Source organism: Bradyrhizobium sp. HKCCYLR20261 (assembly GCF_051168435.1).
In the GTDB taxonomy this organism is placed as follows: domain Bacteria; phylum Pseudomonadota; class Alphaproteobacteria; order Rhizobiales; family Xanthobacteraceae; genus Bradyrhizobium.
This window is the reverse complement of sequence record NZ_JBNPUZ010000004.1, coordinates 233,119-255,940: the sequence shown is the minus strand read 5'-3', so window position 1 is coordinate 255,940 and position 22,822 is coordinate 233,119. Positions and strand designations below refer to the sequence as shown.

The window sequence follows — 22,822 nt, the reverse complement described above, 5'->3', positions numbered from 1 at the left end:
CTTCTATCCCTCACGCGGCGCGCTCCATGGAAAAGTCGGTCGTCTTCAACGGCAAGCTCCTGCCCTACCTGCTGCTGGCGCCGCAGCTCGCGATCACGCTGATCTTCTTCTACTGGCCGGCCAGCCAGGCAATCTGGCAGTCGTTCCTGCGCGAGGACGCGTTTGGCCTCAATTCCGAATTCGTCGGGTTCGAGAACTACCAGGCGCTGTTCGCCCAGCCGGAATATTACACCGCCATCGGCACGACCGTGGTGTTCTCCTCGCTGGTCACCGTGCTGTCGCTCGGCGTCGCGCTGCTGTTCGCGACGCAGGCCGACAAGAACCTCAAGGGCGCCTCCGCCTACAAGACGCTGATGATCTGGCCCTATGCGGTCGCGCCGGCGATCGCCGGCGTGCTGTGGTTCTTCATCTTCCACCCGACGCTCGGCACCCTGGCGCGCCCGCTGCGCGTCATGGGCTTCAACTGGAACCCGATGCTCGACGGCACCCACGCCATGATCCTCGTCGTGATGGCCGCGGTCTGGAAGCAGGTCGCCTACAACTTCCTGTTCTTCCTCGCGGGCCTCCAGGCGATCCCGAAAAGCGTGATCGAGGCCGGCGCGATCGACGGCGCGGGCCCGCTGCGCCGGTTCTGGACCATCATCTTCCCGCTGCTGTCGCCGACCACCTTCTTCCTGCTGGTCGTCAACATCGTCTACGTATTCTTCGAGACCTTCGGCATCATCGACGCGGTCACCGCCGGCGGCCCGGCCGGCTCGACCACCACGATGGTCTACAAGGTGTTCGCCGACGGCCGGCTCGGCGGCGATCTCGGCGGCTCCGCCGCGCAATCGGTCGTGCTGATGGTGATCGTGATCGCGCTGACCGCGATCCAGTTCCGCTATGTCGAGCGCAAGGTGCAGTACTGATGGTCGAGCATCGCCCGCTCCGGGACCTCGTCGCCTACATCGTGCTCTCGCTGGGCGTGCTGATCTTCGCCTTCCCGGTCTACGTCGCCTTCATCGCCTCGACCTATGACGCTGCGACCGTCGTCAGCGGCAACCTGCCGCTCACGCCGGGCGGCCGCATGCTGGAGAACTACTATCGCGCCGTGTTCGTCGGCGGCTCACGGTTCATGAACCAGCCCGTCGGCGTGCTGCTCGCGAACTCCTTCATCACCGCGATCGGCATCGCCGTCGGCAAGATCATCATCTCGATCCTGTCGGCGTTCGCGATCGTCTATTTCCGTTTTCCGTTCCGCAAGACCGCGTTCTGGATCATCTTCATCACCCTGATGCTGCCGGTCGAGGTGCGCATCTATCCGACCTACAAGGTCGTCGCCGATTTGCGCATGCTCGACACCTATGCGGGCCTGATCCTGCCGCTGATCGCCTCGGCCACCGGCACCCTGCTGTTCCGCCAGTTCTTCATGACCGTCCCCGACGAGCTGCTGGAAGCCTCGCGCATCGACGGCGCAGGTCCTCTGCGATTCTTCTGGGACACGCTACTGCCGCTGTCCATGACGACGGTGGCGGCGCTGTTCGTGATCCAGTTCATCTACGGCTGGAACCAGTATCTCTGGCCGCTGCTGATCACCACCAAGGATTCGATGCAGACCATCGTGATCGGCATCAAGAAGATGCTGACCACCACCGACGAGCTCGCCGAATGGCAGCTCGCGATGGCGACCGCCGTGCTGGCGATGCTGCCGCCGGTCGCCGTCGTCGTCTTCATGCAGCGCCTGTTCGTGAAGGGCCTCGTGGAGACGGAAAAGTGAAGAGGAGGCGAATGGCGAAGTGCGAGTGGCGAATAGGGATATTCGCCCGACGGTTCGCTTCAGCCCCTTCCCTATTCCCTACCCCCTATTCGATATTCGCTTCCAGGTAACCCATGGCCAACGTCACGCTCCGCAACGTCCGCAAGATCTATCCCGGCGGATTCGAGGCCATCAAAGGCGTCGATATCGAGGTCGGCGACGGCCAATTCTGCGTGCTCGTCGGTCCCTCCGGCTGCGGCAAGTCAACGCTGCTGCGCATGGTCGCCGGCCTCGAGACGATCTCGTCCGGCGAGATCGACATCGGCGGCCGCGTCGTCAACGCGATCGAGCCGGCCGAGCGCGACATCGCGATGGTGTTCCAGAACTACGCGCTCTACCCGCACATGACCGTCTACAACAACATGGCCTATGGCTTGCGCAATCGCCGCATGCCGGAAGCGGAGATCAAGACGCGGGTCGAGGACGCCGCGCGAATTCTCGAACTCGGCACCATGCTGCAGCGGAAGCCGCGCCAGCTCTCCGGCGGCCAGCGCCAGCGCGTCGCGATGGGCCGCGCGATCGTACGCCAGCCAAAAGTGTTCCTGTTCGACGAGCCGCTGTCGAATCTCGACGCCAAGCTGCGCATCGCGATGCGGGTCGAGATCCGCAAGCTGCAGCGCCGGCTCAACACCACGGCCATTTATGTCACCCACGACCAGCTCGAGGCGATGACGCTCGCCGATATCCTGGTGGTGATGAACGGCGGCAAGGTCGAGCAGATCGGCAATCCGCTCGACATCTATCAGAAGCCGGCGACGACCTTCGTCGCCTCCTTCATCGGCGCGCCGCCGATGAACCTGATGCCGCTGGATGGCCTTCGCCGCCAGTTGCACGGCGCCGACGCCGTCCCGGCCGAGGCCGGCCAGCTCGGCATCCGTCCCGAGGATTTCGAGCTCGGCGAGACCGTGCCCGCCGGTGGTGTCGGGCTCGACCTGCGCGTCGACGCGATCGAGCATGTCGGCGCCGAGACCTATGTCTACGGGTCGCGGCAGGACGCGGACGGCGATGACCGGCTGACCGCGACCGCCAACGACGTCATCGTGCGGCTGCCCGGCGTCACGGCGCCGGAGATCGGGGCCAGGATCCGCGCCGTGGCGCCGCGCACCAAGCTGCATCTGTTCTCGGCCGATGGGCGGCAGAGGCTGCCGGTTTAAGCCCTTCCACAGACAGGCCGATTCCCCCGACATTCCGGCGCTTGAACGCGCCCGGGATCGTGCCCATATTGCTGCTCAAGGGATGCCATCAGGGTCCCGAAACGTCAAAGTCGCTTCGAGAGGACTTTGTAAACCATGTCTCGTGTTCCTTCGCTCTCCAGTCCGTTTCTGCTGGGCTTCGACGAGATCGAGCGCGTGCTCGACCGCGTCGTCAAAGGTGCCGACGGGTATCCGCCGTACAATATCGAGCGGTTCGAACGCACCAATGGCCAGCCCGAGCGCCTTCGGATCACGCTGGCGGTGGCGGGTTTCACCCGCGACCAACTCGATGTCACCATTGAGGAAAACCAGCTCGTCATCCGCGGCCGTCAGCAGGACGACAAGACCCGGCAATACATTCATCGCGGCATCGCCGCGCGCCACTTCCAGCGCACCTTCGTGCTGGCGGAGGGAATGCATGTGCTTGGTGCGGACCTGAAGAACGGGCTGTTGTCGGTCGATCTCGCCAGGCCCGAGCCTGAGCGTATCGTTAAGACAATCGCTATCAATGAACACGAATAATGGTTTGATGGAACGAGTAGCGGACTCGACCGCTTGAGTCTCAGAAGGAGTCGAGACCATGACTGGTAATGTTGCGTCTGAATCGAGCGTCTCCCCGGAGTCGCTGGCGACCTTGGGCGAGGGTCACATCGCCTATGTGAAGCAGATCCGCTCCGAAGACGTGCCGGGCCTGTTTCCGCAAGCACCGCGCATCGCGCCGGGCCTGAAGCTGTTCGCCTTGCATGCCGCCGACGGCACGCCGATCATGCTCACCGACAGCCGCGAAGCCGCGATTGCGAATGCATGGAGCCACGAGCTCCAGGCCGTGAGCGTGCACTAGGAAAAGCCGGCCGCGCGCGGTCGCAACGACGGCGTCTTGTGAGACCCATGCGGCTCATGCACTGATTCAAGGGCTGCCCTCTGCGAAGAGGGCGGCCTTTTTTCCGACCATGGAGAGCCTCTGCTGGACATCCCTCGATGACCCCGGTGATGACGCCGCTCACGTCAGCCGAATTGACGGCACAGCCTGCGCTCGCGGCCACGCTGCTCGTGCTCAACAACACCCATGCTGCCGAGCTCTCATGGCTGACCCCGCAGGCGTTCGCCCGGCTGATCGATCAGGCCTGGCGTGCGCAGCGAATCGGGACGGCGGATGCGCTGCTGATCGCGCTGGACGAGACTGCCGACTACGACAGCCCCAACTATCGCTGGTTCCGGGCGCGCTACGACCGATTCGTCTATGTCGACCGGATCGTGGTGGCGCAGACGGCACGCGGCCAGGGGCTCGCACGGATGCTCTACGCGCAGTTGATTCGTGACGCTGGGTCCGCGGGGCATCGGCGTATCGTCTGCGAGGTCAATGTCGACCCGCCCAACCCGCAGTCTGATTCGTTTCACGCCGCGCTGGGTTTCGAGCCGGTGGCGACAGCCAGCATCCATAGCGGCGCCAAGACGGTCCGCTACATGGTGAGATCAGTGGCGAGATCATTGGACCGGTCGGGGAACAACTGAGCGGCCCCTCAAAGCGGATTCGAGAAATTTGTCTCTATCGATGTCCCGAGCAGCCGCATTTACAAGCCGACACCATCTGAAGCGAGTTAGACCGAAGCTGTCCAATCCTTAAGTTGTCCCTCCCGCGGGAGGCGCTAGTCGATACACGACGAGCAAGCCGGGGGATGACGATGGATGGATCAGCGCTCGACACGGGCGTTTATCGGGAACTCGCGCGCGGGACCGTACCCAATCAGCACGTTTTCCTGGACAGTCCTCAGCCAGGGCCGAGCCCATACTACGTGATCTGCAACAGCGTGCCCAAGGCGGGGACGTACCTGCTGGTCGAACTCGTCAAAGCGCTGGGCGGTCATGTCGACGTCGGCTACCACACCTACACGTCATCGATCAGCAAGCTGAATCCGGATGGCTCGCTTGATCAGGGACGCGCGCTTCCGGCGCCGCTCTGGGCGTCCGCCCTCAGGCCCGGTTACTTCTGCGCCTCGCATACCGAGTACTGTCCGTATCTCGAGCAATATCTGCTGGGCCGGCCGGAACACAAGATGCTGTTCATCGTCCGCGATCCTCGCGATATCGTCGTGAGCTGGGTGGACTTCGTCTACCACTCGGCTGCCTACCCGAAGATGCGGAAGTTGAACGCCTACCGACGGATGGCCGGATCGGCGGCCTATCCCGATGATGCCTCGCGAATCACGTCGACCCTCCTCTCGTGGCCAGGATCGGGTATCAGGAATTTCATCAGCTGGCTGGACTCGCCCGCCTGCCTGACCGTGAGGTTCGAAGAGCTTTATGCGGAGCTCGCGGGCGGCGAGATGGCGACGTCGCCGTCTCCGGTCCTGCACCGGATTTGCGACTATCTGGGTCTTCCACGCAAGACGGCCGCGGAGCTCGATGTGCTCGGCCGTGGTCTCACGTCGTCAGGGCGCGATCGGAAGGTCGGCATCTACACCGAGCGCATGATGCCGCAGCATCTCGACCTGCTCCGCAGCGAGGACTTCCAGGAGCTTGTCGTCGAGTTCGGCTATGAGCCGACACCACCGCCCAAGCCCGTGCGAGCGATCGGCCTCGGTACCGCGCGAAGGCTTGCTGGCCGGCTGTCGCGGTCGCTGCGGCGCGCCCTGAGATGACGTCAGGCCGCCGAGGCCGGCGGCAGGGCCAGCACCGAATAGATCGCCTGGGCATCGCGCGACGCCCGCAGCTTCTTGGCGACGTCCTGATCGCGCAGCAGGCGGGCGATCCGCGCCAGGGCCTTCAAATGATCGGCGCCGGCGCCTTCGGGGGCGAGCAGCAGGAAGACGAGATCGACCGGCTGGCCGTCCATGGCCTCGAAATCGATCGGCCGCTCCAGCCTGGCGAACAGGCCGAACAGCTTTTCCAGCTTCGGCAGCTTGCCGTGGGGAATCGCGACGCCATAGCCGACGGCCGTGGTTCCGAGCTTCTCTCGCTGCAGCAGCACCTCGAACACGCTGCGCTCATTCTGCCCGGTCAGCGCAGCCGCACGCGCCGCCAGTTCCTGGAGCGCCTGTTTCTTGCTGATGACCTTCAAAGCCGGCAGGATCGCCTCGGGTGCGACCAGATCGGTAATCGGCATAGGGCGTTCCGAGGTGATTGAACCGTCAGTGTGCGAAATAGGTCGGGACAGACCGGCGTCAAGAAGCTGAGGCGGCAGGCGGGCTTAACCCGTGTCCGATGCGGGGGCTTCTACCCCAACGCAACGGCGGTGCCAACTCCCGCAAGCATGTTCCCCCGGCCTATCCTTAAGATCGCCGAGCGTGGCGGTCTGAAGGCGCCAACGCCCGGCCGCCCGTTTCGCCGCCGTGGCGTGGCGTCGCAAGCCCCGGTCAAGCACCTGACCGGGAACCCGTTTTCGCTCCGCTGACGGGCCGGGTCACCCGTACGATTACGGCTTCACGGCGGGCGGATCGACCCAGCCGATATTCCCGTCGGCGCGACGGTAGATGATGTTCACCCGGCCGCTCGAACCGTGCTGAAACACCATGCAGGGCGCGCCGGAGAGGTCGAGCTCCAGGACGGCTTCCGACACCGACAGGCGCTTCAGCGCCGTGGTGTTCTCGGCGATGATGACGGGATTGTAGCCGGTGATCTCCTCGTCGCCCTCGGCGGGCGCCTCGATCACATAGCTCGGCGCATCCAGCACCTCGCCGTCGAGCCCGGCCAGCGCGGCGTTGGCCGCATGCGTCTTGCGCGCCGAGCGGTCCTTCAACCTGCTCTTGTAGCGTCGCAGCCGCTTTTCGATCATCAGCAGCGCCTGATCGGCGCTGGCATAGGCATCCGCAGCGTTCGATTCGGCCTCGAGCGTGATTCCGGAATCGAGATGCAGGGCGCAATCGGTCTTGAACCCGAAGCCGTCCTTGGAGAGCGTGACGTGGCCGGAATAATTGCCGTCGAAGTATTTGCGTAAGACCTCGTCGGTGCGCTCGCTGACGCGGCCGCGCAGCGTTTCGCTGACGCTGATGCTTTTTCCGGAAATCCGCAGGGTCATGTGTCGCCTCGATTCATGTGAACCGATGACGACACTAAGCCTATTTGGTTAAGGCGCAATCGCGCGGCACGGTCAAACTGACGCGGTATCCCGGGTCCGGTCGGCGCTGGCCGGCGACGACATCGCATGCGCCAGCATGCTCTGCTTGTCCCGTCGGCGCTGTACCGAGGACGGGATCCGCATCGCCTCCCGGTATTTCGCGACCGTGCGGCGCGCGATGTCGATGCCGGCGGCGCGCAGCTTCTCGACGATGGTATCGTCGGAGAGAATTGCGGAGGGATCTTCCGCATCGATCAGCTGCTTGATGTGATGCCGCACCGCTTCCGCGGAATGCGCCTCGCCGCCATCGGCCGAGGCGATCGAGGCGGTGAAGAAGTATTTCAGCTCGAACGTGCCGCGATTGGTCGCCATGTATTTGTTGGCGGTGACGCGCGACACCGTCGATTCGTGCATCTGGATCGCGTCCGCGACGGCCTTGAGATTCAAGGGCCTGAGATGCGCGACGCCATGCGTGAAGAAACCATCCTGCTGGCGCACGATCTCGGTCGCCACTTTCAGGATCGTGCGCGCGCGCTGGTCGAGCGCGCGTACCAGCCACGTCGCGTTCTGCAGGCAGTCGGTGAAGTAGGACTTGTCGCCATCCTTGCGGATCGTCTTCGACAGCTCGGAGTAATAGACCTGGTTCACCAGGACGCGCGGCAGCGTGTCGCTGTTGAGCTCGACCAGCCAGCCGCCGTCCGGACCCGGCCGTACATAGACGTCGGGAACCATAGTCTGCGTGCGCGTGGTGCCGAATTTGAGGCCGGGCTTCGGATCGAGCCGTCGGATCTCGCCGATCATATCGACGAGATCCTCGTCGTCCACGCCGCACAGCTTGCGCAAAGCCGCAAAGTCGCGCTTCGCAAGGAGATCGAGATGCTCGATCAGCGCCTGCATCGCCGGATCGTAGCGGTCGAGCTCGCGCAGCTGGATCGCGAGACATTCGCTCAAATTGCGCGCGCAGATGCCGGGCGGATCGAAAGTCTGCAGCACGCCCAAGACAGCATCGACATCGGCCTGCTCGGCGCCGAGCCGGTCGGCGGCCTGGCCGAGATCGGCCGGCAGATAGCCGGCCTCGTCGACGAGATCGATCAGATATTGGCCGATCATGCGATCGGCCGGCGAGACGAAGGCCACCGCGGCCTGCTCGGCGAGATGATCCGACAGCGTGGTCTCGGCGGCGACGAAGGCTTCGAGATTGTAGTCCTCGTCACCGGAGGCGCCGCCGCCCCATTCGGTGTAGGTCGTCGGCGCGGCGTCCTGCGCATTGCGCGCCGCCGCTTCCGCAGGTTCTTCAGAAAAGACGTTCTCGAGGCCGGAATCGAGCGTCTGTTCGATCTCCGTACGCGTGCCGAGATCGCGGCTCATCCAGTCTTCGGGGGCGCTCTCATAGCTCTCGCCGGCAGAGCTGCCGCCGTCGCCGAAATCCTCGCCACCGGCTTCCCCGCCCTCGGAGAATTCACTGCGCTCGGCCATCTGCTGCTCGCCGGCGACCGGCGCTTCCGGGCCGTCGCTCGCGCGCTCCAGCAGCGGATTGCGCTCCAGTTCCTCTTCAACGAATGTGGAGAGGTCGAGATTGGACAGCTGCAGCAGCTTGATCGCCTGCATCAGCTGCGGCGTCATCACCAGCGACTGTGACTGGCGGAATTCTAATCTCTGCGTCAACGCCATGGGAGCAAGAACATTCCCTTACTGGTCCAATTCTTGCTTATCCTAATCTGCGCGCGATGTACACGGCTTGACGAATAAGAAAAACGGAGTATGGCGCGCCTGACAAGACGAGGTTACCGGCCCTCGGGAGCCGAACGGAAACAGCGTGAATTGCAGCATTTCCGTCGGCTGTCACACCCGCGACAATACCGACGACAAAGCCGACAAAGACCGCGTCCGGTATCCTACAGCCTGAACTCCTCGCCGAGATAGAGCCTTCGCACGTCGGGATCGGCAACGATCTCCTCCGGGCTGCCCTCGGTGAGAATCTGCCCGGCATAGACGATGTAGGCGCGGTCGGTGAGGCCCAGCGTCTCGCGGACGTTATGGTCGGTGATGAGCACGCCGATGCCGCGATTGGTGAGATGGCGCACCAGTTGCTGAATGTCGCCGACCGCGATCGGATCGATGCCGGCGAACGGCTCGTCGAGCAGCATGTAGTTCGGGCGCGTGGCGAGCGCGCGCGCGATCTCGACGCGGCGGCGCTCACCGCCGGACAGCGCGATCGACGGCGACTTGCGCAGCCGCGTGATGGTGAATTCCTCGAGCAGCGCATCGAGCTCGCGCTCGCGCTTCTTGCGCGAGGGCTCGACCACTTCGAGCACGGCGCGGATGTTCTGCTCGACCGTGAGGCCGCGGAAGATCGAGGCCTCCTGCGGCAGATAGCCGATTCCTAGTCGCGCGCGCTGATACATCGGCAGCCGCGTGACGTCGTGGCCGTCGAGCTCGATGGCGCCGCGATCGGCCTTGATCAGCCCGGTGATCATGTAGAACACGGTGGTCTTGCCGGCGCCGTTCGGCCCGAGCAATCCGACCGCCTCGCCGCGGCGGACATAGATCGACACGCCGCGCACGACCTGGCGGCTGCCAAAGCTCTTCTCGATCGAATGCACCGCCAGGAATCCGGGACGGCGCAACAGCTGCACACCGCCGCCCGTACCGTTGCTGCGCGGCTTGGCGGGCACCGGCTGCGAGGCCGGCCGTTTGCGCTGGATCTGCTCGGTGTTCTGCGGCGAGCGCGGATTGATGCGCATCGCCGGCTGCTGCTCGTTACGAGCGGACTCATTGCGGACGGAGTCGGCGAGCGCGGCCAGGGGATCGTCGACCTGCGAGGGATTGAACGGATCGTCCATGGCCGTGATGTCGTCGCGTCGGCGCGCCGAGCCACGCTGGCCGCGCTTGGCGGGACGTCCACGAAACATGCCGAGTAGATCCACCATCCCCGCTTCGCTTACGCCCTTCGAAGCTGCCCGTCACCGGCCGCAGCGCTGGCTCGCCCGCTCACCGCGAGCGAACGCATGTCACCTCACCCGCGGATCACAGGAGCCGCGAGGCCGGCCAAAGCGCGAGCAACGCCCGCGCTCCGGAGTTCATCGTTTGACGGCGAAGTCGCGGTCGCGAGAGCTGGCGACCGATCGCAAGATCGCAATCGTGTCCGGCATCACCCGCCGCGGTCCAGGCAGCGGCGTCGAGATACGCCAACTGTACCGTCCTGCAACAGAATCCGCCGACCGCTAGATAGAGGCGCTTGCGGCAGGGTTCAACTGCAGCCGCGAGCGTTCCGGTAAATAATTGAGATCACTCAGTTTGTGATCACTTGGCTTTAGGATCACTTGGGTTTGCCCGGACCGAGCTGGAGCGGCGGGGCAGACCCGGCGCCCGAGGCTGTCGACGGACCGCATCCGCCGCCGTTGCCCGAGCCTGAGCCCGCATTCGGCAGCAGCACCTGCACGCCGCGGCCGCCGTCGGATTCGACCCGCGACACGCCGGTCGTCATGTCCACGGTCAGGCGGTCGCCGCGCATGACGTTCTTGCACTGGGTCATGACCACGCCGCCCTGCATCGTGATCATGTTGGTCTTGGTGTCGTAGACCGCGGTCTCGCCGGTGACCACCTGGTCCTTCTGGGTCACCTTGACGTCACCGCGCGCCTCCATGCGGCGGATCGCCGAGCTGCCCTCCGGTCCGGGCGCTGCCGCCGGCGCCGCCTTGGCCGGCTTGGCGCCGCCCTGCTGGGCGCCGCCGTCATAGAACACCACCAGGGACTTCGACGTCATGGTGGTGTCGCCCTGCACGACCTTCACATTGCCGGAGAAGGTCGCCTCCTTCTTCTTGTCGCGCATCTCCAATGACGCCGCCTCGATCTGGATCGGCTGGTCGCGGTTCTGCGAGAAGCCCTGGAGAGCATTCTGCTGGCCGGTGATCGAGCTCTGGGCCTGCGACGGAACGGGCAGCGCGAGCAGCGCCAGCACGGCGAAGCCGGCGGCGCGGATGAGGGCGGAGTTGAAACGGCACGGGGTCATTGGATCACTTCGTGTTGCGGGCCGCACGGCCGGCATCGGCGCTCGCGGTCGTAGCCGGGGCGGCATTCACGGTGTCGAGGTTCATCACGACATTGCCCTCGAAGCGGATGACATCGCCATTCTCGGTGATGCGCAGCTTGTCCGCCGACAGGGTGCCGTTGGTGAGCTTGACGTCGACGCGCTCGTCCGAGCTCACGGTGCCCTTGGCCATGTCGACGGAGGCGCGGCTGAGGCGCGCCTCGTAGCCGGTGGAGGTCGTCAGCAGGATGTCCTTCTTCAATTCGAGCTGCTGCTGCTTGGTGTCGAACACGCCGGTGTTGGCCTTGAGCGTCACCGTCGACTGATCCTCCATCAGCACCTTGGCGCGGAGGATGTTGAGCTCGACATGATCGGGGTCGGTGAGGTCCTGCACCGCGCTGTGGGCGACGAGGTCATAGGGCCGCTGGTCCGGCGTAAAGCCGGTGAGATGCGGCGTCTCCATCGTGATCTTCCGCCCGGAGATGACGAGATTGCCGGTCAGGTTGCCGGTGTCGACCTTCATCTTGAACGGATTGAACAGTGCGATGCCGATCACCACAGCCATGGCCACGCCAACCGCCGCCGGCACGGCCACCCGCAGCAGGCGCACGAGCCGGCTGTGGCGCGCCGCCACCGCGAAACGCGCCTGCAGGGTGGGATCGTAGACGGGGTTGTGGACCGAGTTCACCAGGACTCCGACGGGCACGGGATGCGCGCGCAACGGCGCTCATCCTACCATGGGCATGCCGGCCATTGCAGCCTGGAACTGCCGCGAAATCACGACGCAGGACGCCTTGGATCATTAAGAGACATTAATGATCCTGAACGCCCTGCCGACCTCAGGAATGCGCGAAGATGTCCTCCGCCTCGAATCCGCCCAGATCGAGGGTGGCCCGATGCGGCAGGAACGCGAAACAGGCCTGGGCCAGCGCCAGCCGCCCTTCCCGCGCCAGCATCACGTCGAGCTTCTCGCGCAGCGCATGCAGATGCAGCACATCGGAGGCGGCGTAGGCGAGCTGCGGCTCGCTCAGGGTATCGGCGCCCCAATCGCTCGACTGCTGCTGCTTCGACAGATCGACATTGAGCAACTCGCGGACGAGATCCTTCAGCCCATGGCGATCGGTGTAGGTGCGCGCCAGTCGCGAGGCGATCTTGGTGCAATACACGGGCTGCGGCATCACGCCGAACGTATGAAACAGTGTCGCGACGTCGAAGCGCGCGAAGTGGAAGATCTTGGTGACGTCGGGATTGCCGAGCAGCGCCTTGAGGTTCGGCGCGTCGGTGTGCCCCTTGGGGATCTGCACCACGTCGGCCGAGCCGTCGCCGGGCGACAGCTGCACCACGCAGAGACGGTCGCGGTGCGGATTGAGTCCCATCGTCTCGGTGTCGATCGCGACCGACGAGGTGTAGCGGGACAGATCAGGCAGGTCGCCACGGTGCAGGCGGACGGTCATGGATGTCAAAACCTCGGTCGAATCGTGTCGGACGCGACGGGCCGAAGCGACGCCGCAGGAAGCGCTCAGACGCCGGCTGTAGCCCGGCGCCGGTAACCAACCGGCAAACGCGGGCGCCGGACCGCGAAATCTGCCGAGGGAATGCCAGCCCGGCCGCCCCGGCGCAAGGGCCGGACCGGACGCGCACTGCCCGCATCAGACACCCGCCGGCCGCATCGCCGCGGTTGTCCTGCGCGACGACCACCTCCGGCGAGAACAGGCGCGTCCCCCGTTTGCATCGCAGCAAAATCGGCGTCCGTCGATCGATGCAAGTCCTGCATTGATCGATGCCGCCTTTGGCTTGGACAGACAATGCCGGTCCCCCTAGGCACGACGATGGCGCTTGACTTCGCATCTGGAGTGGAGCGACCCAAGGCGGCCTGCAGTATCTGCCCACCAACGACACAATCACAGGAGGAAACCGAGATGAAGACACTGACCGGGATCATTGCGGCCGCCGTGCTGGCGGTGACGTCCCCCCTGGCGATCGCCCGCGACTTCCGCTCCGCCGACGTCCACCCCGCCGACTATCCGACCGTCGAAGCCGTCAAGTTCATGGGCAAGCAGCTCGCGGCCGCGAGCGGCGGCAAGCTCGGCGTCAAGGTGTTCCCGAACGGCGCGCTCGGCTCCGAGAAGGACACGATCGAGCAGCTCAAGATCGGCGCGCTCGACATGATGCGCATCAACTCCTCGCCCCTCAACAATTTCGTGCCCGAGACCGTGGCGCTGTGCCTGCCCTTCGTGTTCCGCGACACCCAGCACATGCGCAACGTGCTCGATGGCCCGATCGGCGACGAGATCCTCGCCGCCATGGAGCCGGCCGGCCTGATCGGCCTGGCCTATTACGACAGCGGCGCGCGCTCGATCTACACGGTCAAGGCGCCGGTCAAGTCGCTCGCCGACCTCAAGGGCCTCAAGATCCGCGTCCAGCAGTCCGATCTCTGGGTCGGCATGATCCAGAGCCTCGGCGCCAACCCGACCCCGATGCCCTATGGCGAGGTCTACACCGCGCTCAAGACCGGCCTGGTCGACGCCGCCGAGAACAACTGGCCGTCTTACGAATCCTCGCGCCATTTCGAGGCCGCCAAGTACTACAACATCACCGAGCACTCGCTCGCGCCGGAAGTCCTCGTGATGTCGAAGAAGGTCTGGGACACGCTCAGCAAGGAAGACCAGGCGATGGTCCGCAAGGCCGCCAAGGAGTCCGTGCCGGTCATGCGCAAGCTGTGGGACGAGCGCGAGCAGGCTTCCCGCAAGATCGTCGAAGCCGCCGGCGTCCAGGTCGTGACGGTCGCCAACAAGCAGGAATTCGTCGATGCGATGAAGCCGGTCTACCAGAAGTTCGCCGGCGACGAGAAGCTCTCGAGCCTCGTCAAGCGCATCCAGGACACGAAGTAAGCGACTTCGACGTCGCGACGTCAAAGTCGCGACGTCAACGACATCGACCAAGAACAACAAACAGACATCCGGCGTCGCCATCAGGCGGCGCCGGAGCAAAGCCAGGGGAGGGACGGGAATGACGGACCCACATGTCGGCGACCACGAGCACGGGGAAGGACGGCCGTCGCGCGGTCCGCTGTCGCGGATCAACGCGATCATCGCGCGGCTCGGCATGTATCTGTCCGTCGCCGGCCTGCTCGTCATCGTCACCATCGTCTTCTACCAGGTGTTCGGCCGCTACGTGCTCAACTCCAGCCCGACCTGGACCGAGAATCTGGCGCTGGTCCTCATTCTCTATGTCACTCTGATCGGCGCCGCCGTCGGCGTCCGCGACGCCGGCCATATCGGGATGGACAGCCTGCTCGTGATGCTGCCGGACTCGACGCGCGAGAAGATCGAGCTCGTGATCCACGTGCTGGTCGCGCTGTTCGGCATCGCCATGGCCTATAACGGCTGGATCCTCGGTGCCTCCGTCGGCACCGTGAAGATCGCCAATCTCGGCCTGCCCGAGCTCGTCCGCTACATCCCGCTGGTCGTGTCCGGACTGCTGATCGTCTCCTTCTCCATCGAGCACATCATCGCCCTGCTGCGCGGTGAAGAGGTCGTCCCGTCATGGAACTGATCATTCTCGGCGCCACCTTCTTCGGCTTCCTCATCCTCGGCGTCCCCGTTGCGTTCGCGATCGGCCTCTCCGCGATCTGCACCATTCTCTACGAAGGCCTGCCGGTCGCCGTGATCTTCCAGCAGATGATGTCGGGGATGAACATCTTCTCGTTCCTCGCCATCCCGTTCTTCGTGTTCAGCGGCGAGCTGATGCTGCATGGCGGCGTCGCCGACAAGATCGTGCAGCTCGCCAAGAACCTCGTGGGCCACATCCGCGGCGGGCTGGGCATGTCCAACGTCGTCGCCTGCACGCTGTTCGGCGGCGTCTCCGGCTCTCCGGTCGCGGACGTCTCGGCGATGGGCGCGGTGATGATCCCGATGATGAAGAAGGAAGGCTTCGACACCGACTACGCCGTCAACGTCACCACCCACGCCTCGCTCGTCGGCGCGCTGATGCCGACCAGCCACAACATGATCATCTATGCGCTCGCCGCCGGCGGCAAGGTGTCGATCGGCGCGCTGATCGCGGCGGGCCTGCTGCCGGCGCTGGTGCTGATGGTCTGCATGCTGGTCGCGGCCTACGCCGTCGCCGTGAAGCGCGGCTATCCCGCCGGCAAGTTTCCCGGCTGGTCGGAAGTGTTCCGCTCGTTCGCCGCGGCGCTGCCCGGCCTGCTGATCGTCGGCATCATCCTCGCGGGCATCCTGTCCGGCGTCTTCACCGCCACGGAGTCCGCCGCCGTTGCGGTCACCTACACGATCCTGCTGACGTTCTTCATCTACCGCACCATGACCTTGCAGAATTTCCTGCGGGCCGCGGCGAAGGCGGTCAAGACCACCGGCGTGGTGCTGCTGCTGATCGGCGTCTCCACGATGTTCCAGTATTTGATGGGACTCTACGAGGTCGCCGATTTCGCCGGCGACCTGATGAACAAGGTGTCGTCGCAGCCCTGGATGATCTTCCTCTTGATCAACATCATCCTGTTCCTGCTCGGCACCTTCATGGACATGGCGGCGACCATCCTGATCTGCACCCCCATCTTCCTGCCGATCGCGATGAAGGCGGGCATGGACCCCGTGCAGTTCGGCATGCTGATGCTGATCAACTGCGCGCTCGGCCTCAACACCCCGCCGGTCGGCACCACGCAATTCGTCGGCTGCGCCATCGGCGGCATCTCGGTCGGCGCCGTCATGCGCACCATCCTGCCGTTCTACGCCGCGCTGATCGCCGCGCTGATGTTCGTGACCTACGTCCCGGCGTTCTCGCTTTGGCTGCCGCGGCTGTTGATGGGGTATAAGGGATAGGTGAAACGCTGTCGCCGGCGTCGGCCGGCGAACCGCGCATGCGATGGTTTGCTGACAGCGACATCCTCACTCTCACCCTCCCACGGAGAGCAGGGCTATCGCATATGGATATTCTAGACCGTCGCAGCAAACGATCTTGCACGTGAGTTACTCCGTCATGCCCGGGCTTGTCCCGGGCATCCACCTCGTTCTCAGCATGCCGGACGACGTGGATGGCCGGGACAAGCCCGGCCATGACGACGCGGAGAGAGACGAGCACATAACCTCGATCGTCATATTCGATGGCCCTGCCCTCCACGGGAGGGTCGCACAACATGCTCTGAGCCGGGACGGCCCGGCTGAGTGACGAAATCGCCGCCGCCCTCACTTCACGCAGGAGCGCGCGACGATGCCGATCTTGCGGCGGTCGCCGGTGAGGTCGAACTGCAGCCCCATCAGCAGCTCGGATCGACCTTGCCGAGCCCGTCATCCGAGAGTTCGATTCGCTTGGCCGCCTGCAGATCCGCCATGGTCGCGCCGACGATCTGGACGGAGGTCTGGGGCCCCTACGGCGCAGCCTCCAGCGCCGCCAGCATGAGCGGAAAACGGCGCTTGCCGGCGTCGCTGATCAGCTCGACCGCGCGCTCCGCCATGATGCCGCGCATCGTCGTCTCGAAATTGCTGTCGTATTTCGAGTTCGGGATCATCGCCAGATAGACATGCGCGGTGTCGCCCTTGCAATACAGGCGATGGCGGAAGCTCGCGAAGGTCGTCCGGCTCACGATCTCGACATAGGCGCCGCCGGCGCCGAACGGATGTGTCCGTGACAACGAACGAGACAATGAGATCGGCTGGCGAACGGCGATCCAGAGCCCGAGCGGGAGAATGCTACCTTCGGCAATCTGAGATCGCAGGGCTCGGCATCGCGGCCGCTCACCCGACAGCGACGCCCGCGTCGAACCTGCACCGTGCTCCCGACACGAATTCGAGTGACGATCGCGGTTCACTGTAACCGCGCGCTTGGAGCGAGGGCCATGAAGCAGCTGATCAGCCAGGTCGAGCACGAGCTGATGCAGGACGACCTGCTCATCCGTGTCGCCTCCGGCCTGTGCGGCGGCATGGTGACGCTGGTCGGCGTACTGCTGCTGGTGGGCTTCGCGGCCCGCGGCGTCGAGCGGTTTCCCGGCGGATGGCCGCTGGCGATGACGGTCGTCATCCTGGCCTTCGTCTTTGGCGTCCCGCTGCTGCTGCGCAGCGTGACCTCGCGCCGCACCGCCCTCGGACGCTTCCTCGTCCGTCACGCCACGCTGGGCGCGCTGCGCCGGCCGGATGATGTCACGCTGTGGATCATGCTGCCGGCGATCGCGCTGACGGTGATGCTGCGCCGGCTGGGCGTCAGCGGCGAGGCGGAGACCGAGTAGTCGGCCATTGCCCTGATCGCGGCAGATTCATGGGTTTGCGATCCGCGTCGGCCGGGTCACGGTCCGGCGCGCGGCGCCCTGCTCTTGATCCACATCCGCATCGCCGACATCACCAGCAGGTCGTTTGCTCGATCGACACCAACGAATATTCAGACGACTATTCCGAGCGTGCCTCCGCCAACCGGCAGCGCTGGCGCGCCATCGTCGAGATGGCAGGGCCCAATGAAGAGGAACTTGCAATGGGCGCAATCGGATTCATCGGTTTGGGCGTTATGGGCGAGCCGATGTGCCGCAATCTCGCTCTCAAGTCCGGCGCCACGGTGCTCGGCTTCGATCGCGCGGATGCGCCGCTGCAGCGATTAGCCCACGTCGGCGTCGTCAGGGCCACGTCGCTCGCGGAGCTGGCGCGCGAGGCCGAATTGATCTTCATGGCGTTGCCGAGCGGCAAGCACGTCCAGGCCGTATGCGACGGCGACGACGGCCTGCTCCGTCACGCCGAAGCGCGTCACACCATCGTGGACCTCGGCACCTCGCCGGTGCAGGCCACCCGCGAGCTGGCGGCGCGTTTCGCCGCCAAGGGCGCCGCCTACGCCGATGCGCCGATCGCCCGCACCCGGCAGGCGGCCGAGGACGGCACCTTGAGCGTGATGGTGGGGGCCGACGCGGCCACGTTCGAGAGGTTGCGGCCGCTGATTGCGATGTTCGCCACCGACATCACCCATTGCGGCGGCGTCGGCGCCGGCCAGGTGGTGAAGATCCTCAACAACATGGTGCTGATGCAGACCGTCGTGGCGCTCGGCGAAGCGCTGGAGACCGCCAAGCGCGCCGGCCTCGATCCCACGCTGCTGTTCGAGACCCTCGCCAAGGGCTCCGCCGACAGCTTCGCGCTGCGCCACCACGGCATGAAGGCGATGCTGCCCGATACATATCCCGAGCGCGCATTCTCGACCGAATATGCGCGCAAGGACATCGGCTATGCCCTCGATCTCGCCCGGTCCGTGCAGATCGACCTGCCCGGCGCGGAGCTTGCGGACCGACGTCTCGGAGAGGCGACCGAGGCGGGGTATGGCGATCTGTACTGGCCGGTGCTGGCGCGCGTGATCGCGGCGTCGCGCGAGGCGTGACCCATCGAGCTTATTGGTCGCTCTCGACCGCGAAGAGCGTCCGTGGCGACGAACTGATAAGAGGCATCCTCTTTCGTCTATAAACCCGCCTCGCCGCATCGCTGGGGCTGATCCAGAGCTCCCTTTGACGGCTTTGATGGAGACAAGCGGAACGGGTCACACGGTATGAATATTCCGCCTCGCGGGGAGGACACCGGCGGTTGGTCCTTCGCTGAACATCTTCTTAAACAATCCTGTACGCAACGAGCGCCCCGCCCCATACTAGCAACCTAAGTTGCTGTAATTATTAAGCTAATTGACAAGATAGTCTCCGAGACATTTCCGCAAGCTCGATCTCTCAGACCTGGGTGCGTTGCGGCTCGGAGGCAACTTGCCATCGTGCGTCGCATCGCCGACAGAGACAGGAGGTCGAGTTGTCGGAAAACAATGCGAAGTATTCAGCCCTGGTCGAGATCGCTAAGTGCAGCGGCGATCTCAAGCGTAACTATGGCGCCAATCGGGGCATGCTGCTGACGTTGCTGCTTGCATATATGACCACGCGGCCCGTACGCGTGATGGGATTGGCATCAGCCATCGTTCTGAGCAGCCCCCTTTGGGCCGCTAAACTCAGCTGGTTCGGTTGGGCCGCCCGCTTGCTGCACAACTGATTCCATCGAAAGACAAGCTACTGACAACTTAGATGGTAGAAAAACTAGAACGGCCCATGCGAGATGCGCGCCCAATTTCCACCTGAGATGATCAAGGATCTTGTCCGGCTTCTGGCATCAGCAACTGCTGAGACCAAGGCCTACGATGTACCCGCACTATGCCGCCGAACGAGTCTTCGTGACGGAAGCGAAGACGAAGCATACTCTAGCAGATTCCGGTATGCGCAAAGCCGCCTCCGTCACCTCCCCTGGTTGGCGGTCGTCCTTACTGATTATCCGGGAGCTGCGGCGTTGTGCAACGCATCGATAGGAGCTGGGTGCGCGCGCATGGCCACCGGCGGGCGGCTGCCGAGAAGCAACAACCCGGCATTAACCGCGGCGTCAACTTGAAGGATGACGCGCTCCGCATGCCGTATGATCAGTCCCAGCCGGAGCCGGGTCGCAGTGCCGCGCTGAACTTCACGTAAGGGGGCTAAAGGCTGCACGACGCGGGAGGCTCATGCGCGGCGCGCGAGGATCACAAGGAAGCGCAAGATATGCTCGATGACGTGTTGAGCGGCTTGATCGGTGGCCTTCTCGCGAAGGGCATGTCGAAGGTGTTTCCACCGCAGGAGAAACACGAGTTGGCTCACGTTCCCTTTGATGCCATCCGGCAGCGGAACAAATGGCTTTATCGCGGTGCAGGAGGCGCCCTTCTTACTTGGTTTTCTCCTGCCGCTGCTGGCTCTCGCGACGGGGAGCGCGAACGCGCCCTGGCGCAACGAATGGCTGTGTGGCGTCCTCTTCGGTCTTCCATTCCTGACCTTCTACGTCCTCTTGGGGGCGATCTGGGCGTTTCGTGGAAGACCACGGCTGCGAGAATTCGTGTTCTATGCCGAGAGAAAGATGGAGACGAACATATTTGTATGCCACACGATGGGCGTACCTATTGCGGTGCTGGGCGTAGCGTCGCTTGTGTTGACGCTCAGCTAGCCGAGAGCAGAATTCTTGCTAATCGGCCGACCTGCGCTTTCCATAGACGTCGCATAGCACGACAGCCATCGACCGATGCCCCGGTCTGGCATCGACAAACATCTCGTCCGCGAGTTGCAGCCGGTTCATGAACTTGACCTGAAAGTCGCTCCAGCTGCCATCGCACCAGGCGCGAAGCAGCAAGGGCCCATTGGTCTGCTCATCTCTCAGCTCGTAACCGAGGGAGTGAGGTTCTACGAGATGGCGTCTGCCTTGATAGACGAAGGCCAATAGTGCTCGCGTCGCGATCGCATCACAGATGATCCTGGTGCTCATGGGCCCTCACGACGAACCAAACGCTCCCTCATCCTGGCATTGCTTTTAGTCCGCATAGCAGCCATCTCCAAATTGCCCGTCGTGCCAGTCTGTCGCAGCATTAGGCCTTGTGTCGTCGGGCAAATCACCTGCACATTTCCGCGCGTCCCTGCTGCCGCATGAGGGGCGTGTCGCGACCGTCACGAGACGTTGGCAGTGGGATGCGATGGGCGTGTGTCGTTGCAGCGTGAGCTAATCGCGCGGACGAACAAGGATGCACGCACGGTCAAGTCGCGCGGTCCTGATATCCCGATGCTGATATCAACCCATGTCGAGGCTTTCGCTTCACATGGGGATGGTGGCCAACAAGCCCGGCGCACCAGGGAGAACGCGAAGCAGCCGTTAAAACCGTTGCGCAGGGAGGGCCGGATGATCCGGCGCGTACCTGTGGTTCCTGCCGCCAGCAGTTTTTCTCGCTGGCGGGCCATGGGTGCAGTCGGCACCCGGCTCTCCCTGCGCCCTCAGTGTTTTGGGGGCGAGACGACAAGCATGGCTCGGGCGCGGAATGCGTCGCGAGGCTGAGGATGTTTGTCCGAGATTCTCCAAGCACAGGGCGCCGTTCGCGATGATGAGAATGATCCGCATGCAAGACGCCGATCGGGATCGCAGACGCGGGGCGCATGGTCGTTGCGCGATTGAGCCAGGCTATCGCCGCGACGACAGTGCGCTCCCCTCCCCCTTGCGGGGAGGGGTCGGGGGTGGGGGTCTCCAGGCGCTGACGCCAATGGTGAGCGCCGTCACTTTCAAAGAACGGAAGCGAGGCGCGCATCATGTGCAGCGGGACTCGTGGACCCCCACCCCCGACCCCTCCCCGCAAGGGGGAGGGGAGCAGACCGTCGGCGCGGCGAGATCGAGAACTGCAACGAGATGGTGCAACGAGATGGATGTCATGCCTCGAATGGAGCTTACGGCGAAAGCCGCCAGTGCGCGACGAAGCGTCTGCGACCCACGCAATGCGTGGACCGGCGACTTCGGCAGCGACAGCGATATCAGGGGAAATTCACAAGCGGAGCTTCAGCTCGGCGGCGCCACGCGGAGCTCGAAGAGCGAAGCGTGGTGCCCAGGAAAGGACTCGAACCTTCACGGCCGTTAAGCCACTGGCACCTGAAGCCAGCGCGTCTACCAATTCCGCCACCTGGGCATGTGGAGGCGGTGTGTACGGATCGAACGGCGGCTTGTCAAACCACTCCGAGCCCAAGATGACAATTTTTCTCACCCCAGGCGCAAAAACACGGCTCCCTTTTCCGCGATGCGGGCGATGGGCTATACAGCGGTCCAAGATGGCGGGCCGCGGGGTGCGAATCGCCGCTGACAGGCTTCTCGTCCGGGGCGGATCGACCGCCCGGCTATCCCAGGAATGATCCCAATGGCATCGAATCTGGACACCCTCGTCACCGTGTTCGGCGGCTCCGGCTTCGTCGGCCGCAACGTGGTCCGGGCGCTGGCCAAGCGCGACTACCGCATCCGCGTCGCGGTGCGCCGGCCGGAGCTCGCCGGCCATCTGCAGCCGCTCGGCCGCGTCGGCCAGATCCACACCGTGCAGGCCAATCTGCGCTATCCCGACTCGGTCGCGGCGGCGCTGCGCGACAGCCATGTCGCGATCAACCTCGTCGGCATCCTGACCGAGAGCGGCGCGCAGACCTTCAACGCGGTGCAGGCCGAAGGCGCCGCCACCGTGGCGAAGGCCGCGGCGGCCGCCGGCGCCCGCCTGGTGCACGTCTCGGCGATCGGCGCCGATGCCGAGTCGGCCTCGAGCTACGCGCGCGCCAAGGCCGCCGGCGAAGCCGCCGCGCTGGCCGCGGTGCCGGAGGCCGTGATCATGCGGCCGTCGGTGGTGTTCGGCCCCGAGGACCAGTTCACCAACCGCTTCGCGGGACTCGCCCGCATCGCGCCATTCCTGCCGCTGGTCGGCGGCGGCGAGACCAAGATGCAGCCGGTCTATGTCGGCGACGTCGCGAATGCCGTGGCCGACGCTGTCGACGGCAAGGCGCAGGCCGGCGCAACCTATGAGCTTGGCGGACCGGAGGTGCTGAGCTTCCGCGAGATCCTCAAGATCATCCTCGACATCACCGACCGCGATCGCATGCTGCTGCCGCTGCCGTTCGGTCTGGCGAAGCTGCAGGCCGCGTTCCTGCAGTTCGCGCCGGGCCCGCTGAAGCTGACGCCGGACCAGGTCGAGCTGCTGCGCCATGACAACGTGGTGTCGGAGGCCGCGAAGGCGGCGGGGCTCACGTTGCAGGGCCTGGGCATCACGCCGGATTCGCTGGAGGCCGTCGGCCCGCAATATCTCTGGCGCTTCCGCCCGGCGGGTCAGTTTCAGCGCAAGAATGCGTGAGGGGCACATCTGTTAACCGCCGTCATTGCGAGCGTAGCGAAGCAATCCAGGGCGTCACGCGCGACTCTGGATTGCTTCGC

The 22,822-nt window shown here is 64.6% G+C and carries 24 protein-coding genes and 1 tRNA gene; 15 read left to right on the top strand and 10 right to left on the bottom strand.

Features of this window, described 5'->3' with window-relative positions:
* The first annotated feature begins 26 nt into the window (after positions 1-26).
* The 7 genes from ugpA (at position 27) to ACQR1L_RS11235 (ending at position 5,627) form a co-directional block, all read left to right on the top strand.
* Complete coding sequence (ugpA, locus tag ACQR1L_RS11265; RefSeq protein WP_434858021.1) at positions 27-908, top strand: sn-glycerol-3-phosphate ABC transporter permease UgpA; 882 nt, start codon at positions 27-29, stop codon at positions 906-908.
* Positions 908-1,756, top strand: coding sequence for a sn-glycerol-3-phosphate ABC transporter permease UgpE (gene ugpE / locus ACQR1L_RS11260; RefSeq protein WP_434858020.1), 849 nt, complete (start codon positions 908-910; stop codon positions 1,754-1,756). The genes ugpA and ugpE overlap by 1 nt, the downstream gene beginning before the upstream one ends.
* 113 nt (positions 1,757-1,869) lie before the next feature.
* Entirely contained in the window at positions 1,870-2,949 is a 1,080-nt protein-coding gene (locus ACQR1L_RS11255) for a sn-glycerol-3-phosphate import ATP-binding protein UgpC (protein WP_434858019.1), read from the top strand.
* A 135-nt stretch (positions 2,950-3,084) separates the two neighbouring features.
* Positions 3,085-3,510 (top strand): Hsp20 family protein, encoded by a 426-nt coding sequence (locus ACQR1L_RS11250; RefSeq protein WP_006613108.1) that lies wholly within the window; start codon positions 3,085-3,087, stop codon positions 3,508-3,510.
* A gap of 58 nt (positions 3,511-3,568) precedes the next feature.
* Positions 3,569-3,829 (top strand): DUF1150 family protein, encoded by a 261-nt coding sequence (locus ACQR1L_RS11245; RefSeq protein ID WP_434858018.1) that lies wholly within the window; start codon positions 3,569-3,571, stop codon positions 3,827-3,829.
* Between the two features lie 137 nt (positions 3,830-3,966).
* Entirely contained in the window at positions 3,967-4,500 is a 534-nt protein-coding gene (locus ACQR1L_RS11240; protein ID WP_434858017.1) for a GNAT family N-acetyltransferase, read from the top strand.
* A gap of 170 nt (positions 4,501-4,670) precedes the next feature.
* Positions 4,671-5,627 carry a sulfotransferase domain-containing protein gene (locus ACQR1L_RS11235; RefSeq protein ID WP_434858016.1) on the top strand — a complete coding sequence of 319 codons (957 nt, stop codon included), beginning with the start codon at positions 4,671-4,673 and terminating at the stop codon, positions 5,625-5,627.
* A 2-nt stretch (positions 5,628-5,629) separates the two neighbouring features.
* Here the strand turns inward: ACQR1L_RS11235 and ptsN are convergent, their stop codons facing one another.
* The 7 genes from ptsN to ACQR1L_RS11200 form a co-directional block, all read right to left on the bottom strand.
* Positions 5,630-6,091 carry a PTS IIA-like nitrogen regulatory protein PtsN gene (ptsN, locus tag ACQR1L_RS11230; RefSeq protein WP_011923380.1) on the bottom strand — a complete coding sequence of 154 codons (462 nt, stop codon included), beginning with the start codon at positions 6,089-6,091 and terminating at the stop codon, positions 5,630-5,632.
* A 309-nt stretch (positions 6,092-6,400) separates the two neighbouring features.
* On the bottom strand, positions 6,401-7,003 hold the full coding sequence (hpf, locus tag ACQR1L_RS11225) for a ribosome hibernation-promoting factor, HPF/YfiA family (RefSeq protein WP_434858015.1): 603 nt from the start codon (positions 7,001-7,003) through the stop codon (positions 6,401-6,403).
* 72 nt (positions 7,004-7,075) lie between these two features.
* Positions 7,076-8,713: an RNA polymerase factor sigma-54 gene (rpoN, locus tag ACQR1L_RS11220; protein ID WP_434858014.1), complete on the bottom strand. Its 1,638-nt coding sequence runs from the start codon at positions 8,711-8,713 to the stop codon at positions 7,076-7,078.
* A gap of 224 nt (positions 8,714-8,937) precedes the next feature.
* Positions 8,938-9,972, bottom strand: a complete 1,035-nt coding sequence (gene lptB, locus ACQR1L_RS11215) for an LPS export ABC transporter ATP-binding protein (protein ID WP_434858013.1) — start codon at positions 9,970-9,972, stop codon at positions 8,938-8,940.
* Positions 9,973-10,361: 389 nt separating this feature from the next.
* Positions 10,362-11,054, bottom strand: coding sequence for an LptA/OstA family protein (locus ACQR1L_RS11210; RefSeq protein WP_434858012.1), 693 nt, complete (start codon positions 11,052-11,054; stop codon positions 10,362-10,364).
* A 4-nt stretch (positions 11,055-11,058) separates the two neighbouring features.
* Positions 11,059-11,760, bottom strand: coding sequence for an LPS export ABC transporter periplasmic protein LptC (gene lptC / locus ACQR1L_RS11205; RefSeq protein ID WP_434858011.1), 702 nt, complete (start codon positions 11,758-11,760; stop codon positions 11,059-11,061).
* Between the two features lie 151 nt (positions 11,761-11,911).
* Positions 11,912-12,526: a ribonuclease D gene (locus ACQR1L_RS11200; protein ID WP_434858010.1), complete on the bottom strand. Its 615-nt coding sequence runs from the start codon at positions 12,524-12,526 to the stop codon at positions 11,912-11,914.
* A gap of 465 nt (positions 12,527-12,991) precedes the next feature.
* On the opposite strand from ACQR1L_RS11200, the gene ACQR1L_RS11195 reads away from it, so the two are divergent.
* The 3 genes from ACQR1L_RS11195 to ACQR1L_RS11185 all read left to right on the top strand — a co-directional run bounded on the left by ACQR1L_RS11195 (position 12,992) and on the right by ACQR1L_RS11185 (position 15,910).
* The gene (locus ACQR1L_RS11195; RefSeq protein WP_434858009.1) at positions 12,992-13,963 is read left to right on the top strand and encodes a TRAP transporter substrate-binding protein; all 972 of its coding nucleotides are present in this window, start codon (positions 12,992-12,994) and stop codon (positions 13,961-13,963) included.
* A gap of 118 nt (positions 13,964-14,081) precedes the next feature.
* Positions 14,082-14,627, top strand: coding sequence for a TRAP transporter small permease (locus tag ACQR1L_RS11190; protein ID WP_315723134.1), 546 nt, complete (start codon positions 14,082-14,084; stop codon positions 14,625-14,627).
* Positions 14,618-15,910 (top strand): TRAP transporter large permease, encoded by a 1,293-nt coding sequence (locus ACQR1L_RS11185; protein WP_434858008.1) that lies wholly within the window; start codon positions 14,618-14,620, stop codon positions 15,908-15,910. The genes ACQR1L_RS11190 and ACQR1L_RS11185 overlap by 10 nt, the downstream gene beginning before the upstream one ends.
* 545 nt (positions 15,911-16,455) lie before the next feature.
* On the opposite strand, the gene ACQR1L_RS11180 is transcribed toward ACQR1L_RS11185, so the two are convergent.
* Complete coding sequence (locus ACQR1L_RS11180) at positions 16,456-16,719, bottom strand: hypothetical protein (protein WP_434858007.1); 264 nt, start codon at positions 16,717-16,719, stop codon at positions 16,456-16,458.
* A gap of 204 nt (positions 16,720-16,923) precedes the next feature.
* Here ACQR1L_RS11180 and ACQR1L_RS11175 point away from each other — a divergent pair, with 204 nt between their 5' ends.
* The 4 genes from ACQR1L_RS11175 to ACQR1L_RS11160 all read left to right on the top strand — a co-directional run bounded on the left by ACQR1L_RS11175 (position 16,924) and on the right by ACQR1L_RS11160 (position 20,053).
* Entirely contained in the window at positions 16,924-17,310 is a 387-nt protein-coding gene (locus ACQR1L_RS11175) for a hypothetical protein (RefSeq protein WP_434858006.1), read from the top strand.
* Between the two features lie 29 nt (positions 17,311-17,339).
* Positions 17,340-18,434 (top strand): NAD(P)-dependent oxidoreductase, encoded by a 1,095-nt coding sequence (locus ACQR1L_RS11170; RefSeq protein WP_434858005.1) that lies wholly within the window; start codon positions 17,340-17,342, stop codon positions 18,432-18,434.
* 413 nt (positions 18,435-18,847) lie between these two features.
* Positions 18,848-19,081, top strand: a complete 234-nt coding sequence (locus tag ACQR1L_RS11165; RefSeq protein ID WP_434858004.1) for a hypothetical protein — start codon at positions 18,848-18,850, stop codon at positions 19,079-19,081.
* A gap of 642 nt (positions 19,082-19,723) precedes the next feature.
* Positions 19,724-20,053, top strand: coding sequence for a hypothetical protein (locus tag ACQR1L_RS11160; RefSeq protein ID WP_434858003.1), 330 nt, complete (start codon positions 19,724-19,726; stop codon positions 20,051-20,053).
* 18 nt (positions 20,054-20,071) lie between these two features.
* Here the strand turns inward: ACQR1L_RS11160 and ACQR1L_RS11155 are convergent, their stop codons facing one another.
* Entirely contained in the window at positions 20,072-20,368 is a 297-nt protein-coding gene (locus ACQR1L_RS11155) for a hypothetical protein (protein WP_434858002.1), read from the bottom strand.
* A gap of 1,093 nt (positions 20,369-21,461) precedes the next feature.
* Positions 21,462-21,548: transfer RNA gene (locus ACQR1L_RS11150), tRNA-Leu, on the bottom strand.
* A 225-nt stretch (positions 21,549-21,773) separates the two neighbouring features.
* Here ACQR1L_RS11150 and ACQR1L_RS11145 point away from each other — a divergent pair.
* Entirely contained in the window at positions 21,774-22,742 is a 969-nt protein-coding gene (locus ACQR1L_RS11145) for a complex I NDUFA9 subunit family protein (protein WP_434858001.1), read from the top strand.
* The last annotated feature ends 80 nt before the right edge of the window (positions 22,743-22,822 follow it).

Bases quoted from the DNA above. Each gene is read 5' to 3' on its own strand.
- ACQR1L_RS11195 (WP_434858009.1), top strand. From the start codon at position 12,992: ATGAAGACACTGACCGGGATCATTGCGGCCGCCGTGCTGGCGGTGACG.
- ACQR1L_RS11170 (WP_434858005.1), top strand. From the start codon at position 17,340: ATGGGTTTGCGATCCGCGTCGGCCGGGTCACGGTCCGGCGCGCGGCGC.
- ACQR1L_RS11250 (WP_006613108.1), top strand. From the start codon at position 3,085: ATGTCTCGTGTTCCTTCGCTCTCCAGTCCGTTTCTGCTGGGCTTCGAC.
- ACQR1L_RS11155 (WP_434858002.1), bottom strand. From the start codon at position 20,368: ATGAGCACCAGGATCATCTGTGATGCGATCGCGACGCGAGCACTATTG.
- ACQR1L_RS11185 (WP_434858008.1), top strand. From the start codon at position 14,618: ATGGAACTGATCATTCTCGGCGCCACCTTCTTCGGCTTCCTCATCCTC.
- ugpA (WP_434858021.1), top strand. From the start codon at position 27: ATGGAAAAGTCGGTCGTCTTCAACGGCAAGCTCCTGCCCTACCTGCTG.
- ptsN (WP_011923380.1), bottom strand. From the start codon at position 6,091: ATGCCGATTACCGATCTGGTCGCACCCGAGGCGATCCTGCCGGCTTTG.
- ACQR1L_RS11190 (WP_315723134.1), top strand. From the start codon at position 14,082: ATGACGGACCCACATGTCGGCGACCACGAGCACGGGGAAGGACGGCCG.
- ACQR1L_RS11210 (WP_434858012.1), bottom strand. From the start codon at position 11,054: ATGACCCCGTGCCGTTTCAACTCCGCCCTCATCCGCGCCGCCGGCTTC.
- rpoN (WP_434858014.1), bottom strand. From the start codon at position 8,713: ATGGCGTTGACGCAGAGATTAGAATTCCGCCAGTCACAGTCGCTGGTG.
- ACQR1L_RS11145 (WP_434858001.1), top strand. From the start codon at position 21,774: ATGGCATCGAATCTGGACACCCTCGTCACCGTGTTCGGCGGCTCCGGC.
- ACQR1L_RS11240 (WP_434858017.1), top strand. From the start codon at position 3,967: ATGACCCCGGTGATGACGCCGCTCACGTCAGCCGAATTGACGGCACAG.
- ugpE (WP_434858020.1), top strand. From the start codon at position 908: ATGGTCGAGCATCGCCCGCTCCGGGACCTCGTCGCCTACATCGTGCTC.
- ACQR1L_RS11160 (WP_434858003.1), top strand. From the start codon at position 19,724: ATGCCATCCGGCAGCGGAACAAATGGCTTTATCGCGGTGCAGGAGGCG.
- ACQR1L_RS11200 (WP_434858010.1), bottom strand. From the start codon at position 12,526: ATGACCGTCCGCCTGCACCGTGGCGACCTGCCTGATCTGTCCCGCTAC.
- ACQR1L_RS11175 (WP_434858006.1), top strand. From the start codon at position 16,924: ATGAAGCAGCTGATCAGCCAGGTCGAGCACGAGCTGATGCAGGACGAC.
- hpf (WP_434858015.1), bottom strand. From the start codon at position 7,003: ATGACCCTGCGGATTTCCGGAAAAAGCATCAGCGTCAGCGAAACGCTG.
- ACQR1L_RS11255 (WP_434858019.1), top strand. From the start codon at position 1,870: ATGGCCAACGTCACGCTCCGCAACGTCCGCAAGATCTATCCCGGCGGA.
- lptB (WP_434858013.1), bottom strand. From the start codon at position 9,972: ATGGTGGATCTACTCGGCATGTTTCGTGGACGTCCCGCCAAGCGCGGC.
- ACQR1L_RS11245 (WP_434858018.1), top strand. From the start codon at position 3,569: ATGACTGGTAATGTTGCGTCTGAATCGAGCGTCTCCCCGGAGTCGCTG.
- ACQR1L_RS11235 (WP_434858016.1), top strand. From the start codon at position 4,671: ATGGATGGATCAGCGCTCGACACGGGCGTTTATCGGGAACTCGCGCGC.